General features: G+C 51.6%; 13 protein-coding genes. 5 read left to right on the top strand and 8 right to left on the bottom strand.

Annotation, left to right across the window (positions count from 1 at the left end; genetic code table 11):
* Nucleotides 1–943 precede the first annotated feature (943 nt).
* Nucleotides 944–1,117: a hypothetical protein gene (locus CKO42_RS26915; protein ID WP_207148636.1), complete on the bottom strand. Its 174-nt coding sequence runs from the start codon at nt 1,115–1,117 to the stop codon at nt 944–946.
* Between the two features lie 39 nt (nt 1,118–1,156).
* On the opposite strand from CKO42_RS26915, the gene CKO42_RS26920 reads away from it, so the two are divergent.
* The 5 genes from CKO42_RS26920 (at nt 1,157) to CKO42_RS02890 (ending at nt 7,145) form a co-directional block, all read left to right on the top strand.
* A complete protein-coding gene (locus CKO42_RS26920) occupies nt 1,157–2,947 on the top strand; it encodes a glycoside hydrolase family 127 protein (protein WP_242479068.1) in 1,791 nt (596 codons plus the stop codon).
* A complete protein-coding gene (locus tag CKO42_RS02875; RefSeq protein ID WP_200238401.1) occupies nt 2,940–3,887 on the top strand; it encodes a glycosyltransferase family 2 protein in 948 nt (315 codons plus the stop codon). Before CKO42_RS26920 ends, CKO42_RS02875 begins: the two co-directional genes overlap by 8 nt.
* Before the next feature lie 83 nt (nt 3,888–3,970).
* The gene (locus CKO42_RS02880; protein WP_200238404.1) at nt 3,971–5,095 is read left to right on the top strand and encodes a glycosyltransferase; all 1,125 of its coding nucleotides are present in this window, start codon (nt 3,971–3,973) and stop codon (nt 5,093–5,095) included.
* Nucleotides 5,095–6,081, top strand: coding sequence for a polysaccharide deacetylase family protein (locus tag CKO42_RS02885; protein ID WP_200238407.1), 987 nt, complete (start codon nt 5,095–5,097; stop codon nt 6,079–6,081). The genes CKO42_RS02880 and CKO42_RS02885 overlap by 1 nt, the downstream gene beginning before the upstream one ends.
* Complete coding sequence (locus tag CKO42_RS02890) at nt 6,078–7,145, top strand: GNAT family N-acetyltransferase (protein ID WP_200238411.1); 1,068 nt, start codon at nt 6,078–6,080, stop codon at nt 7,143–7,145. Before CKO42_RS02885 ends, CKO42_RS02890 begins: the two co-directional genes overlap by 4 nt.
* A gap of 53 nt (nt 7,146–7,198) precedes the next feature.
* Here CKO42_RS02890 and CKO42_RS02895 read toward each other — a convergent pair whose 3' ends face one another.
* The 7 genes from CKO42_RS02895 to CKO42_RS02925 form a co-directional block, all read right to left on the bottom strand.
* Complete coding sequence (locus tag CKO42_RS02895) at nt 7,199–8,275, bottom strand: glycosyltransferase family 4 protein (RefSeq protein WP_200238416.1); 1,077 nt, start codon at nt 8,273–8,275, stop codon at nt 7,199–7,201.
* Between the two features lie 21 nt (nt 8,276–8,296).
* Nucleotides 8,297–9,289: a glycosyltransferase family 2 protein gene (locus tag CKO42_RS02900; RefSeq protein ID WP_200238420.1), complete on the bottom strand. Its 993-nt coding sequence runs from the start codon at nt 9,287–9,289 to the stop codon at nt 8,297–8,299.
* Between the two features lie 14 nt (nt 9,290–9,303).
* Complete coding sequence (locus CKO42_RS02905; RefSeq protein ID WP_200238424.1) at nt 9,304–10,398, bottom strand: glycosyltransferase WbsX family protein; 1,095 nt, start codon at nt 10,396–10,398, stop codon at nt 9,304–9,306.
* A 10-nt stretch (nt 10,399–10,408) separates the two neighbouring features.
* Complete coding sequence (locus tag CKO42_RS02910) at nt 10,409–11,359, bottom strand: glycosyltransferase family 2 protein (RefSeq protein WP_200238427.1); 951 nt, start codon at nt 11,357–11,359, stop codon at nt 10,409–10,411.
* 2 nt (nt 11,360–11,361) lie between these two features.
* Nucleotides 11,362–12,336, bottom strand: a complete 975-nt coding sequence (locus CKO42_RS02915; protein ID WP_200238430.1) for a glycosyltransferase — start codon at nt 12,334–12,336, stop codon at nt 11,362–11,364.
* A 48-nt stretch (nt 12,337–12,384) separates the two neighbouring features.
* The gene (locus CKO42_RS27840) at nt 12,385–13,311 is read right to left on the bottom strand and encodes a glycosyltransferase (RefSeq protein ID WP_200238434.1); all 927 of its coding nucleotides are present in this window, start codon (nt 13,309–13,311) and stop codon (nt 12,385–12,387) included.
* Between the two features lie 81 nt (nt 13,312–13,392).
* Nucleotides 13,393–14,013 carry a class I SAM-dependent methyltransferase gene (locus CKO42_RS02925; RefSeq protein WP_200238437.1) on the bottom strand — a complete coding sequence of 207 codons (621 nt, stop codon included), beginning with the start codon at nt 14,011–14,013 and terminating at the stop codon, nt 13,393–13,395.
* Nucleotides 14,014–14,020 lie beyond the last annotated feature (7 nt).

The following is a 14,020-nucleotide window of genomic DNA, read 5'->3' on the forward strand; positions in this document are numbered from 1 at the left end:
AAGACCTGAGTCACCCGCGACAAGTTCTGGTTGTTGCACGGTGGCCTTGATCATCGTTCCGTCCAAAACTCTACGGTTTGCTCAACGATGATTGGCTAAAACTCGTAACATCAGGGGCTTACTCGGCCACCTGGAGGTCTCTGCTCCAGAAGTCGGGCGAACGATGTTCGGGGTTGGCGCGACAAACCCATGGGCTGAGGCTAATATGCTTAGGGTCTATCGCCAAACTTTCGACAAGTTTAGCAGAAATCGAGCGACGTACCCTGATCTGGTTAGCCTTGAAAAACCCTCGTTTTGCCAGCGGTTCGGGCCGTTCGAGCCGCGCAGCGTTTCAGGTTCTATCGCACTGCGGTGCATCTGGGGCAAACTGTGGGGTGCTAACAAGGCTGATACAAGCCAAAACCAGATGCATCAAGGGCACCCCCGAGTGTTCCACGGCGCTGACTCACCGCAAATGAAGCAACCATCGCTCCGCAACACACCGAACAGCGTGGAACGGCGGCAACAAACCCTCTGCTTTCCGCGGGGGGCATTGTACTCTTTGGCAGAGTTGTCGCTATCCGAGAATCTCGGTTGGCGTGCCGACAGTCTCGACTGGCAGGGCGTGAGCTACCGTGTATTGCAGTATTGGCCGGACTGCTCGCTCCAATGGGTTTCCCTGTCTGGCATCGCTGGCGTCTCGGGTCAAGACGGCAGCAATTGGGAGGCTGACGAAGGCTTGCCGCTCCTGCGTCTGACAAAAAACGGCATTCAGCTCTGTGAGCTCAGTCTAGTCTGCCCCTCGCTGAGCCCTGAGCGACTCGTCTCGCATCAAGTGCAAAGGCTGACCTTCGAAACCCACCTCAAGTGGATCTATCATCTCAAGGTTTGCCCCGGCTCACCGTTGAGGGTAGAGGTCAGCATAACCCTGCATGACCTTGGCTACCTAGATGCGACGGTCACCCTACACAATCCACGTGCTGCGCTGCATCCCGGCGGCCGCTGGGATCTCGGTGATCCCCATTCGGTTGTTCTCCAAGGGATAGGGTGGGACATACGGCCAGGCATACCGATAACGCCGTCCTTGAACCTGAGTGGTGACGCGTACCGCATGCAAGCCGGAGACTGCCTGATTCAAGCGAGTAGCGGGGGAGAGCACTGGCAGAGCCCCGTACACATGGGCGCTGACAGGAGCGTGAGATTGCCCTTCAAAGGCTATCGCTGGCACCACGCTGGAAAGGTCGTTACCGGTGACCGGGCCGCTCCCATCTTGCGGCTAGGCGGCGAAGAACCTTTACTCCAGCTGTCGTGGAGTCATTTTTGGCAGCAATTTCCAAACCAACTCTCCTGTCACGCGCACCCGGAGGGGCAAGGGCAGGTGATTGCCTGGCGCTGGCATCGCGACGACGAAGAGATCGATCTGCAGCCCGGAGAAAAGCTCTGCAAATCCTTCCGGGTGATGCTTGGGCAAGTTCCCGCCGCTTCGCAAGATGCGCCGCCACGATTCGATCTCAACAGCCTGATTGCCGCCAATGTCATCCCCTTTCTAGCGCAAGATGCCGACCCTTCCAAGATTGCCAGCTTGACGACTGTATCGCTGGATGAGCAGCGCGGTTTCTTCGCCAAACGCGAGGCACTCGACGCCTACGGATGGCGCAACTTTGGCGATCTGTTTGCGGATCACGAGTCGGCGTTAAGCGACGAACCAGGGATCTTCGTCTCCCACTACAACAACCAGTACGATCCGGTCAGCGGTTTTATCTATCGCTACCTGACCACCGGAGACCCCCGCTGGTGGGAGCTCGCCAGGGATCTCGTCGACCATGTCGTCAACATTGACATCTATCACACCGACGAAGACAAGCCCGAATACAACGGCGGCTTGTTCTGGCATACCGATCACTACCTGCCCGCCCTAACCTCGACCCACCGGTCATTCTCAGGCCAGCATGACCAAGGCATCTACCAAGGGCATGCCGGCGGCGGTGGTCCCGGTGGCCAGCATTGCTATACAACCGGTCTCGCGCTGCACTACCTCCTGACGGCCTCCGAGCGCAGCAAGCAAGCGGTCCTGCAGCTCACCGATTGGATCACCCGTTACTACGACGGCACCGACTCGCTGCTCGAGCTGGCCTTGGCGCTGAAAAACCGCCATGTGCCAGGGCTGAAAAACCCCTTCACCGGACAGTATCCGCTGGACAGAGGCACAGGAAACCTCATCAACGCGCTACTGGATGCCTACTGGGTCACCGGCAATCCAGCCTATCTCGATCAGGCCGGGCAGGTCGTTCGCCACTGTGTCCACCCAGCGGATGATATTTCCCTCAGAAATCTGCAGGATGTCGAAGAGGCCTGGTTTTATACCGTGCTGCTGCAAGCCACCATACGGCTGATCTGGTTCAAGGAACAACGCGACCACTATGATGCCGACTGGGGATACGCCGTCAACAGCTTGCTGCACTACGCAGACTGGATGCTGCTGCATGAAGGCATCTACCTCGACAAACCAGACATCTTGGAATTTCCCAATCAGACCTGGACGGCGCAAGACCTACGCAAGGCCTGCATCTTTTATGCAGCAGCCAGGTATCACCCGACAAACCGAAAGGCCTTGCAGGAAAAGGCGCAAGCCTTCGAAGCCGAGATCCATCGGCGCCTAAAGGACCACGAAGAGACCGCATTCACACGCGTCCAAGCCATCTTGCTGCAGAACTTACCCATGTTGGCATACTACAAAGACGCATCGGCCTGCACGCACCCGATCCCAGAGATCGAAACGGCAGCGTCTCCCTTCGATCACAACCGACTCACTGCAAGCAACCTCCTCAGCGCCTTTGTATCAAGACTGAGACGGTTCGATTGGCGAAAAGAACAGCGCTGGCTCTTCCCCCGCCTCCCGCTGCGCCGATTCAAGCTGCGCCGATTCAAGCCGCGCCGATTCAAACAGACAGCATCCAGCAATGCCTGACGTCACCTTTATCGTCCCCCACAAGGGGCGATCCAGCATGCTGGTCCAAACCCTGACCTCGCTGGTCGAGCAAGAGACCACACTGGCATGGCAAGTCTGCGTCGTCACACAAGAGCCCGAACTGACGCGAGAAACGCTCGCCGTTCCCGCGGAGACAGCGCTCATGCTGGTCCAGGTCCCGACCGACCTCACCATCTCCGACATGCGCAATCTAGGCTTGGCCGAGACCCGCTCCGAGTTCGTCGCCTTCCTCGATGCCGACGTCTGCCTGTCGCCTAACTGGCTCGACGTCATGCATCGGCTGCTAACAACCACCCCGGAACCTGCGATCGTCAGCGCGGTTCAGGTCAACAGCCAAGAGGCGCCCGTGCTCGAGCGCATCCGGACGGCGCTCAGCAATGCCAAGATCGACACCGACGTCGAATTTCTGCCCGGCCGCAACCTGTTCATGCGCCGGCAGCTCGTCGAAAAGATCGGTGGCTTCCCCTCGCATCTCGTCACCTGCGAAGACTACTACTTCACCGACCAAGCCCGAGGATACGGCCGCCTGTTCTATAGCGCCATGGCGAGCTACATCCATCTCGGCGAGGATAAAGCCCTGTGGCCAATGTTCATCAAAGAGATCTGGCGCGGCCAGTCCAACCTGCGATCCGTGCAGGGGCGGCGTATCCCGTGGCGAGAAGTGCCGAGCCTGATCATGCCGATGTTCATACCCCTGGGCCTCCTCATCATCCTTCTCGGAGCCATCGCGGGCTCATGGGTCCTCGCCGGCGCGGGCCTCTGCATCGCCTTCTTTCCGACGCTGGTCTACAGCGCACGCCTCTGGACAATGGCCGACAAACAGATCCCCTTCGTTGAGATCCTCAAGTTCTACCTGCTGTATTTTCCAGCCAGGGCCTACGGAACCCTGCGCGGGCTGTTCAAGCCCATCGCACACTAGACCAGCCCAAAAGTCTGTCATTAGCCGCCTGCCATTCAGCCGTTTGCCATTCAGCAGTCTGTCATCCAGGAGTCTTCCACCCGATGGAGCGTCCGATCAAAGTCCTGCAATTCATCTGTTCCACCGGTTTCTATGGCGCCGAGCGCTGGATTCTGGCGCTCGCGCAGTACCTTGACCCAGCACAGGTTCAGTGTGAATTGGCCGTCACCGCGGAGGCACAGAATGTTGATCTGCAGCTCGTGCGGGAGTACAAAAAGACCGGCCTGGCAACCCATGCCATCCCGATGTCTGGCCGCTTCGACCTCAGCGCCGTCAAACGCCTGTCCGACCTACTGACCACAGAGCATGTCGACCTGATCCACACGCATGGCTACAAGTCAGACATCCTCGGCCTCCTCGCCGCCCGTCGCGCGGGTATCCCGGTGATCATCACGCCGCACGGTTTCGAGAACGCACAAGACATCAAGCTCAGGCTCTTCGTCTGGCTCGGCTGCAAGGCCATGCGCTTCGCGGACAGCGTCGCACCGCTCTCCCCACAACTGATGGAAGATGCACGCCGGCACCGGGTGGCGGAATCCAAACTCACCTATATCCAGAATGGCGTCAACCTGCACGAGGTCGAAGCCATTGCAAACAATCCTGACGCCGTCGCGCCAAAACATAAAAAGCGCATCGGCTTCATCGGCCAGCTCATCAGTCGCAAGAACCTGCGAGAGATGCTGGACATCTTCGCCATGCTCCGCCAGTCGCGCACCGACGTCGAATTGGTCTTGGTCGGCGACGGCGAAGACCGCGCCGAGCTAGAGGCCTATGCCGCGCGACTCCATTGCGCGCCCGATATCCACTTTCTCGGGTTTCGAGACGACCGCCTGGAACTGCTCAAATCCTTCGACCTCTTCACCATGACCAGCACCCTAGAGGGCATTCCACGCTGCCTGATGGAAGCCGCCGCCATGGGCGTGCCCGTCGCGGCCTACGACATCCCCGGCGTAGATCAACTGGTCCGGCATCAACAGACCGGGTTGCTTGCCCCCTTAGGCAACAGAGCCTCCCTGCTCGAGCACTGGAACACACTGCTCGACCAGCCTGCGACCGGTCAGGCGCTGGCAACCGCGGGGCTAGACGTCGTCAATCAGCACTACTCCGCCAAACGCATGGCCGCGGAATACACAACCCTCTTTCGCCGCCTAACCCAGAGGGTTCATTGATGAGACGCCCACAGGTCCTGTTCCTGCTCAGCATCGATACCGAGGAAAGCTGGGATTGGTCTGGCCCCTTCCCAGAGGCTGGATGGTGCGTTGAAAACGTGCAGCAGCTCCGTCCCTTCCACCAAGTCTGCTACGACCTTGGCGTGCGACCGACCTTATTCGTCGATTACCCCGTCGCTAACAACGAACAAGCCGTTCAGGTGATACGTGAGCTCCAGCGAACGGGTCAGTACGAGATCGCCGCGCACCTGCATCCCTGGTGCAATCCGCCCTATTTTGGCCGCCCGAATGAAAGGGACAGCCACGTCGTCAACCTGCCGATCGAGCAAGTCGAGATCAAACTGAAAAATCTCGTCAAGATCCTCGAGGAACAATTTCACGTCCGGCCAGTGAGCTTCCGAACCGGCCGCTGGGGGATCGACGGCAAGGTCATGCAGCTCCTCAAACAGCATGGCTTCAGCATCGACTGCAGCATCTATCCGTTCTGGGAGAATCAGTTCTTCGACTGCCACGACGCGCACCTAGAGCCTTACTGGGCCTCCCTGCAGAACCCGCTTGCCGTCAGTGCATCGAAGGATATGCTCGAAATTCCGGTCAGCGTTGGCTACAATTGGCGCGATTTCCATCGCGCGAACCGTTGGCACCGGCGCATCTCGTCGCCAAGGTTGAGTCCGTTCAAGCCCCTAGCACTGGCCTGGTTCACGCACTGGCTGCGGAAACTGTATCTCAGCCCAGAGCTGACCGAGCGCGCAGACATGCTCAACCTCACCGACCAAATGCTCGCCAACGGCATGCGCGTCTTCCACATGTACATGCACAGCTCCAGCTTGGTCGACAACCCGAACTCCCTCATCGCCAACCAAAACGCGTTTCATGAGATCAGCCGCGGAGTCGCTGCCGTGGTGCGCCACCTGCAGTCGAAAGCCGATGTGCGATGCTGCACGGTCAGCGAGGCCGCTGCCGACCTGCAGGAGTCGGCCCCTTGAGAACAGCGTCCAGCGGTGTCGACATCCGCCCCTGGCAAGCGGGAGACGAAGCCCAGTGGGACGCCTTTGTCGACCAGCATGGCGCGGCGACTCCCTATCATGCGAGCGCCTGGCTCAAGAGCGTCGAGCACGCTTACCGGCATCCAAACCAAAGCCTGCTGGCCTTTCAACGAGACAGCGTCGTCGGCGTCGCCCCAGCCTGTCAGTTCAACAGACCGCTCGGAAAGCCGACGCTCTGCTGTCAACCGTTTTGCGATACCGGCCACATCCTCAGCGCCGACCAAAAGATCCACGACGCGCTCAAGAACGCCCTGGCTGACCAGGCGCGGACCATCGGCGCCACCCAGCTCACCTACCGAGCAAGCGACACCGATCCAACCGACCAACCCCCAGCGCCCGGGGCCAAAGTCCAGATGCGGCTGGCCCTGCCGGATGATCCGGCGACCTTACTGGCAAGCTTCAAGTCCAAGCTGCGCTCGCAGATCCGCAAGGCCGAAAAAAACGGGCTGACGGTCAGCACGGCGACAGACGATGCGCATTTAGACGCCTTTTATCGCATCATGGCCGTCAATATGCGCAAGCTCGGCTCCCCGGTGCATAGCAGACAATGGTTTGCCTCGGTCCGCAACCACTACTGCCAGCGCTGCGCGATCACCATCGTCTGGCACGGAACAGTGCCCATTGGTGCCGGCCTTGTCCTCCGCAGCCGCTCGCTCATCTCCATCCCCTGGGCCTCCACCCTCGCGAGCCATAATCCGCTCGCGCCCAATATGCTCCTGTACTGGACCATCCTGGCACAGGCCTGCCAAGAAGAAGCAGGCAGCTTCGACTTCGGCCGTTCCACCGTCGATGAAGGCACTTACAAGTTCAAACAGCAATGGGGGGCGAAACCGGTGAACTTATATTGCTATCATGGCCACCCAGACGCCTTTGCGCCCGTCCTCTGGCAGCAGGAGGAGGCGATCACAAGCGTTCGCGCCTGGGTGATCGATGCCTGGTCTAAACTCCCGCTGCCCTTGACGAACTGGGCAGGTCCCAGAATTCGGAAGTACATCAGTCTTTAGTATGAGGCTAGAGCGACGCAACTCCGACCGGAGCACGTCATCGGACTGCCGGATTAATGAGTGTAGACTTTAGCGACCTGACGACCAATTGTCTTCCAGTCTAACGTCTTCGCGGCCTCAAAATTCATCTTCCCCATTGCTGCTAACTCAGCTTTGCTAGGTAACTGTTGCAGAGTCTCCAGCAATCCATCGTTGCCATAAAAAACGGTCCCACGTTGATCTGGCAGACCGATGAGCCTCGCTTCCTCGGGCAGGAGCAACGCCTTCCCCTGGGAAAGGGCCAGAATCGCTGATCCCGAGGTTAACGTACGCTCAAAAGGGATCACCGCGATATGCGATACAGCATACAAAGGACCGACGTCCACGTCTGGAATAAAATCTAAATAGGGCTGAATTCGTGGATCGTTTTTCGACGCTGTGGCCACTTCTTCGGCTAAGCCTTGGTCGAATGGTTTACCGGCAATAATCAATTTCAACCGGCAATGCGGCGCTAACTGAAAAGCATGCAGCAGTTGTGAAATGCCCTTGTATCGGCGAAGATTTCCGAAAAAAAGCAATACGGTATCGTCGTCTTTGATTTCAAATTGACTGCGCAATTGCCTTTCACGCGAGGCATCAGTTGGATAAAGCCCGATGTAATGCCCGTGAGGAATAACCACAGAGCGGCGCAGCAAGTTGATCGCGAGCAAACGCTGGATTTCCGCGCGCGCATCTTCGCTATGGAAGATCATTCGTGAAACGAGACGGGCAAGCAGGCGCCGAGCAATGATCTCTCGCGCTGGATGCTCAGATTCATGCGAAAACCGATTGTGAACGGTCCAAACGACTTTGACGCCGCGCATCTGAACAAGAAGGACATCAGCGGCCATTTGCAACAGACGGATGTAAAATTTCAGTCGGTTGCCACTCCAAAGAATTGGAGCAAGATAGGCATTGATCCAATGCAAATGGATGACCGAAACGGCCGAATGCGCTCGAAGTAACGAGAGCAGAGGGAATGTTGTTGATGGGTAATTTGCAAAATTGATGGAGTACCCAGCAGACCTGACTCCTGTCGCTAATAAATTCTGATAAGGATTACCTGAGCGCCAATCAGGCAGAAAAAAAATATGACTAGGAGTGTGCTGCAAAAGCGAAGCCTCAAATAAAGTTTATAAGGATTGCTTAACGGCTGACTTGACGATGCCTTGCCTGCGCAAAAAACGAATTAACACAGGTAGCTCTGAGAATCGCAAAAGACGCAACCCGTGTATAATATTTTGCATTGCTTCTGACTTAAATCCACGAATTCGCTGTTCAACTAAGCTCCGTTGGTCATCCGTCAATAAAAAACGACTTGCGACATAAAGATAAAATATTAAATCTGCCGTGGCACGAGCACTAGTGCCTGGTTCGCCCCATTGCTTTGAGCGAGCATAGATGTTCACGCCATAGCCATATTTGACTTCGAGCCTGCTACTCACACAAATTCGCGGTGCTAATAATCCGACTTCCATCCAGAATACATGATCTTCTCCAGCCCGAGCCAACGCTCGTTTGAAGCGAAGATTGCGGAACCTAGCTGCTCTGAACAGGATTGCAGAGGTTCCGACAGGATTTGCCCTTAACACATGATCGAAAAAATCACCGTTGAAGGCATATAGATCGTCCAACTGGTCTACGCGAGGAAAAGTTTGTGGATGAAAGCGACACAGATCAAATGTAGTCTTTGTGATAGTAAGCTTTTGATAATCAGAAAAATAAAAGTCGAATCCTGATTCCAAAGCAAGGATTCCTCGGCATAAATGATCTTTGCTCCATTCGTCATCTGAATCGCACAGTGCAACGTATTTCGTCCCCTCAGGTAGAGCATCAAAGGCACGATTTCGCGCCATTGCCGCGCCTTGGTTGTCCTGTTGGATGACGCGTACATGCAGCCAAGACGGTAAGTCATCCGGTAGTTCGGACAGTGCGGATACAGGAGAACCATCGTCAACAATCAACCAATCAACCAATACCGCTTTGGCAATTGGTGATAAAGATTGATGCGCTATGCTCTGCGCGGTACGCCGCAAAATCCCGCTTTCTCTCTGAAAATAGGACGTAACAATGGCTACATTTAGCCGATCCAGAGCATGCGCATCTGGTTTGCCTAGTTTATCCATTCGTTTCTTTTCCGTTAAGAATCTAGGAAAGCGCTCGATTGAAGAACTTCGTCGCGAACGACCTCGAGATAGGCCCGCCCAAAACGTAGATCCGGTTCTAGGTGATTACCCTCAGCCCACTCGTTCCAAGACTTGATAAAAACCAATCGCTTATCAGAGGGTTTGTCTTTTACTAATGCCAGAGCCCTGCGAAAGTGATCGCGAAATAAGTCAGGCGTTGAGCCATGCAAGACTCGCCCGTTAACACCACTACGTGGGCTATTGTCCCAATTTGGAATAACGCATGGGTACATATTTGTGACATGCATTGATGATGGCGTCAAAGTAGAAGAGACTTTTGCATAATCATAGATCGTTGGAACTCCAATCTTCCTCTCCAGATATCTTTTCACTTTCTGGTACGGATATCGCCATGAGTACCATTGTTGACGTAGAGGAGGGAGTTTCTCTAAGATTGCCGCATCGTACCCATATTCATTTGGATTCCAATGATCATCCCAAGACATACCGACGAGATATAGACCAGACAGGCCGGCGTCCTCAGCCATCATGCGCCATAATTCAAGAGTTCTTTGCGGCTCAGGGAGTCCTCGCGTCAGAAATATAATAAAGACAGGTCTACCGTCGACGCGTAAGTAGCGTCTATCCGTAAACGCGGGTAGTAAAGATTCAAAATGTCGGCGATGGTCATCTTCTCCAGGGTAAGTTTGCTCAATCAGGATTCGATTAGGCTCACCGTGCCAGATGCCCGACCATGTCTGGTTAGCCCAGCAGAGACAAAAGGGAAAATCTGGTTCTCCGGAAGCAACGACTTCCTTGAACGGACGTTCAATCAGTTCCTTGCCGGCAAACCAGTAGTGGTAATAACAAAAGGCCTCAATACCGTGCTGTTTCGCTAGCTCGGCTTGCGCGATGCGGGTTTCAGATACCCGAAGATCGTAAAATCCTAGATCGGCAGGGACATGCGGCTGATAGTGTCCGGGAAAGCGTGGCTTTGCTTTAGCGGTATTCGTCCATTCGGTGAAGCCTTTTCCCCACCATTCGTCATTTTCGGGGATGGGGTGGAATTGGGGGAGATAAAAGGCGATTAGTCTTGCTGCGCTCATCATTCGAGTAAATCTAATCGGAAGCCTTGATGTAGACATCTGGCGGGTAGCGATACTCTCGCCTCTGCTCGATGTACTTCATTAATCTTTTCTGGATAGGCCAAGGTGTCATATTATTAAACCAGGATTGATTAAGATAATATTTAGCCCAATTCATGATAGGATCATGTCCATATCTTACCCGCATTTGTCTGAGTTTCTCAGTGAGCAACTCGTAAATAACCTGGTCATTTTTAAAGACTGATTGCTGTTTTTTTATGGCATCCCTAAATCCGATCCACATTGTCTGCTTATTAGATGATACTGATGGTTGATGCAAACGATATGTTGCTAATTCATCTGGCACGAATAGTAATTCAGGTCCCGCTGCAAAAATTTGCATCCAACAGTCCCAGTCTTCGTTAGTGATAAGTCTTTCATCAAAACGAATTTGGTTGTCTCGAAAAAAACTACTATGAAAAAGAAAACAATGCATCGGTATGCTCAAGTCTGTTTCCCAGCGGGCAGCCAAGTCCCATAATGGTTCCTTCAGAATAAACTTTGGCATTGGAAAATTTCGATCCGCTCTCTGAAAAACATTATCTGCTTTCCCAAAGTGATAATTGCAATAAACAACAGCTGGAATTTCTATATTCTTTAATGAATCAATCTGTTTCTCAAACTTGGTTTTCGCGATGATGTCATCAGAGTCTAGAAGCTGGACAAAATCACCCTTTATATCTTCCAAACCTCGATTGCGAGCAGCTGACTGTCCTTTGTTTTCTTGCTCAATAGAACGAATCCGTCGATCTCGGCTACAATAGTCTTGGATAACAGATTTGGTGTTATCTGTGGAGCCATCATTAACTAGAATGCATTCCCAATGCGGGTAGGTTTGGGCCAAGACACTATCTAGGGCTTCTCCAAGATATCGACCTTGATTGTAGCAAGGAACGATGACCGAAATGATGGGGAATCCACTCAAGACTAAAACCTCCGGAATAGGCTCGCTATGCGATGCGCGTACCAGCTTAAGGCTTTTCTTTTTTCCAAGCGCAACCTACTTAAAATGGTTTTATCTAACAATAACATCCAAATTTTAGTTGCAAATGGGCTCTCGATAAGCCCACTCAATAAAATTTGGAAAGCGAAATTCTTATTTCCCATTCTTTCATAGGTCAACCCCGTATAAAGATAATATTGGCCTAAGGTGCCGGGAGCGGCTAGGCGTCTTTCAAGCCAATTTGGTCCGTGTATCATTCTACGATTTAATGTCTCGCCAATTTTGATTCGTTCCTTTGCGGCAATCTTTCTATAACAAAGCGCAGTCTTGGTTTGCACTCGTAATTTTTTAGTACTAGCCTGGCCAGAATGCACACGATATTGAATAAGAAATTCAGATAGGTTCGCGAGATCATAGGAATGAGAGAGTCGCAGCCAAAGATCATAATCCTGGGCATATTTACCTGCTCGATTCTGATAGCAGCCTACTTTAATTACTGCTTCGCGGCGAAACATCATTGATGGGTGCGTAAAACAGTTTCCTATCAATAATGCATAATGGATAATCTCGGGGTCTGTAGGCAATTTTTCTTGAAAAAAACAGCGACCGCTCTCGTCAATCAATTCCTTCCAAACTCCTAATGCGGCAATATGGGGTTTGTCTTGAAGAAATTTAACCTGCTTTTCAAAGCGACTCGGCAAACTGATGTCATCCGCATCCATTCGTGCAATAAAATCGCCTCGCGCAATGGCTATTCCTTTGTTGAGTGATTCGGTAAGCCCGATATTTTTCTCATTGATGATGATCCGAATCCGCGGATCATCGTAGGATTGTAGGATTTTCAGTGTGTTGTCTGTCGAACAGTCGTCAAAAATCAAAAATTCAAAGTCGGTGAAGGTTTGATTGAGAATGCTGTTCACGGCTTCGCCTAGGAAAAGCTCGCCGTTGTGAACAGACATCAAGACAGAAATGCATGGTTTAATCAAAGGTTTCTAATCCATGTTTGGCTAGAGATATTTAAATAATTTGATCCAATCTTCAGTAATTTTACTCAGAGAAAACTTATCTGACACAGATGCTTTTGCAGCTGATCCGATTTTATTGCGAAGCTCTGGGCATTGAAGCCTTTTGATATATTCAACCCATTCCGAGTCCAAGTTTGCTATAAAACCTGTTTTTCCATGAATTATAATATCACTATATGATGGTACCGGAGATGCGATAACAGGCAAGCCATAAGACATGAATGTTGTCAATCGGTTACTAGATTTACATTTTGCCCAGTCATCTAACTCTGATGGAATCACGGCCAAGTCTGAGTTCAAAATAGCTGTTTTAGCTGCTCCGTTAGACCATGCAAATGTTGCATCTGGATGATTAGAAACTGTAATTAGTTCAATATTTTGATTACTAAATTTTTCTATTACAGAATTTAAGATGCTCAGCGATTTCCAATTATCAGAATGGCCAATCCAAATTAGCCGCAGATAGTTACCAGAATGATGCTTTTTATTTTCTAAATGAATATTTTCTATCGCATCATCTATAACAGTGCAATTAATCCCATAAAGATTATCTAGCTTATCTTTAAGATAAGAAGAAACGACAACTACATGATCTACCGCAAGCGTCATATCAGTCTTAATAAAATCTGACTGAACAAAAACTGTTTTAACCCCGAGAGATCTTGCGAGTGCAGCAAATTTCACGGCTCCAGAATCAAAAACCTTTTGGAAAACAAAAACATCATAACCTGAAATTAGTAGGCCTAGCTTTTTTAGTTTCGTTATTTCTAGCTCACTGCTCCAAGGGTTTGAACTTTGTATTATTCTTGAATCATATCCCTTTCGCATCAGTTCTTGGTGTATGTTTAAACCATGAATTCTAGAACTTCCAACATTACTGTCACCGAGCAAAAACCAGCCAATTTTCACTTTAAATAACCTGAAAAAACCGCACGAAATAGTAACCTTAGTATGGGAGCATAAAGCAATGCATCGTTTTATAAAGTGGTACTAATTTGCTTTTCTAGCTATTACTAATCTTGAAGGGGTAGGACGCTTCGGATACTTACAATACGTGTATTCAACTCGGAAACTGTGCTTCGCGAGAATTCTGGACATGCGCCGGATATCAAAAGCATTTTTGTGGAACATTCCGTCGTGTTCTTGAGATCCAACCAACATCTTTACTATGTAGTCTAAGTGGTCTGGATGTGGCATCAGAGGATAAATCAACGAATACTTGATCCATTCTGCTGAGATAGATGTCATATCCGGAAAAGTCAGAACTAATAGCCCTCCCTTGCAAAGTACGCGATGCCATTCTGTTAAAGCTGATTCCGTGTCGGTAAACGAAAGATGTTCTATCATGTGATGCGATTCAATGTAATCAATGGAATCATCATCAAACATCTCAAGATTAGTTGCATCTGCCTTTACATCAGCCTCAGAATTGTAAAGGTCGCAATTTATTAAACCTTGTATTTTTGAACCTCCTGATCCTAATTGAATACCTTTGTTCGCGTTTTTTCTAAGTTCTTCTAAAAGGCTATTTATATCAGAAACTACCTTTCCAGAAGAACGGAATGTCTTGCGCGGGTATTTGATTTCCTTAGTTTGATCGCTGTGGTTCATTTGTTAT

It is taken from the genome of Lamprobacter modestohalophilus (genome assembly GCF_016583905.1).
In the GTDB taxonomy this organism is placed as follows: domain Bacteria; phylum Pseudomonadota; class Gammaproteobacteria; order Chromatiales; family Chromatiaceae; genus Lamprobacter; species Lamprobacter modestohalophilus.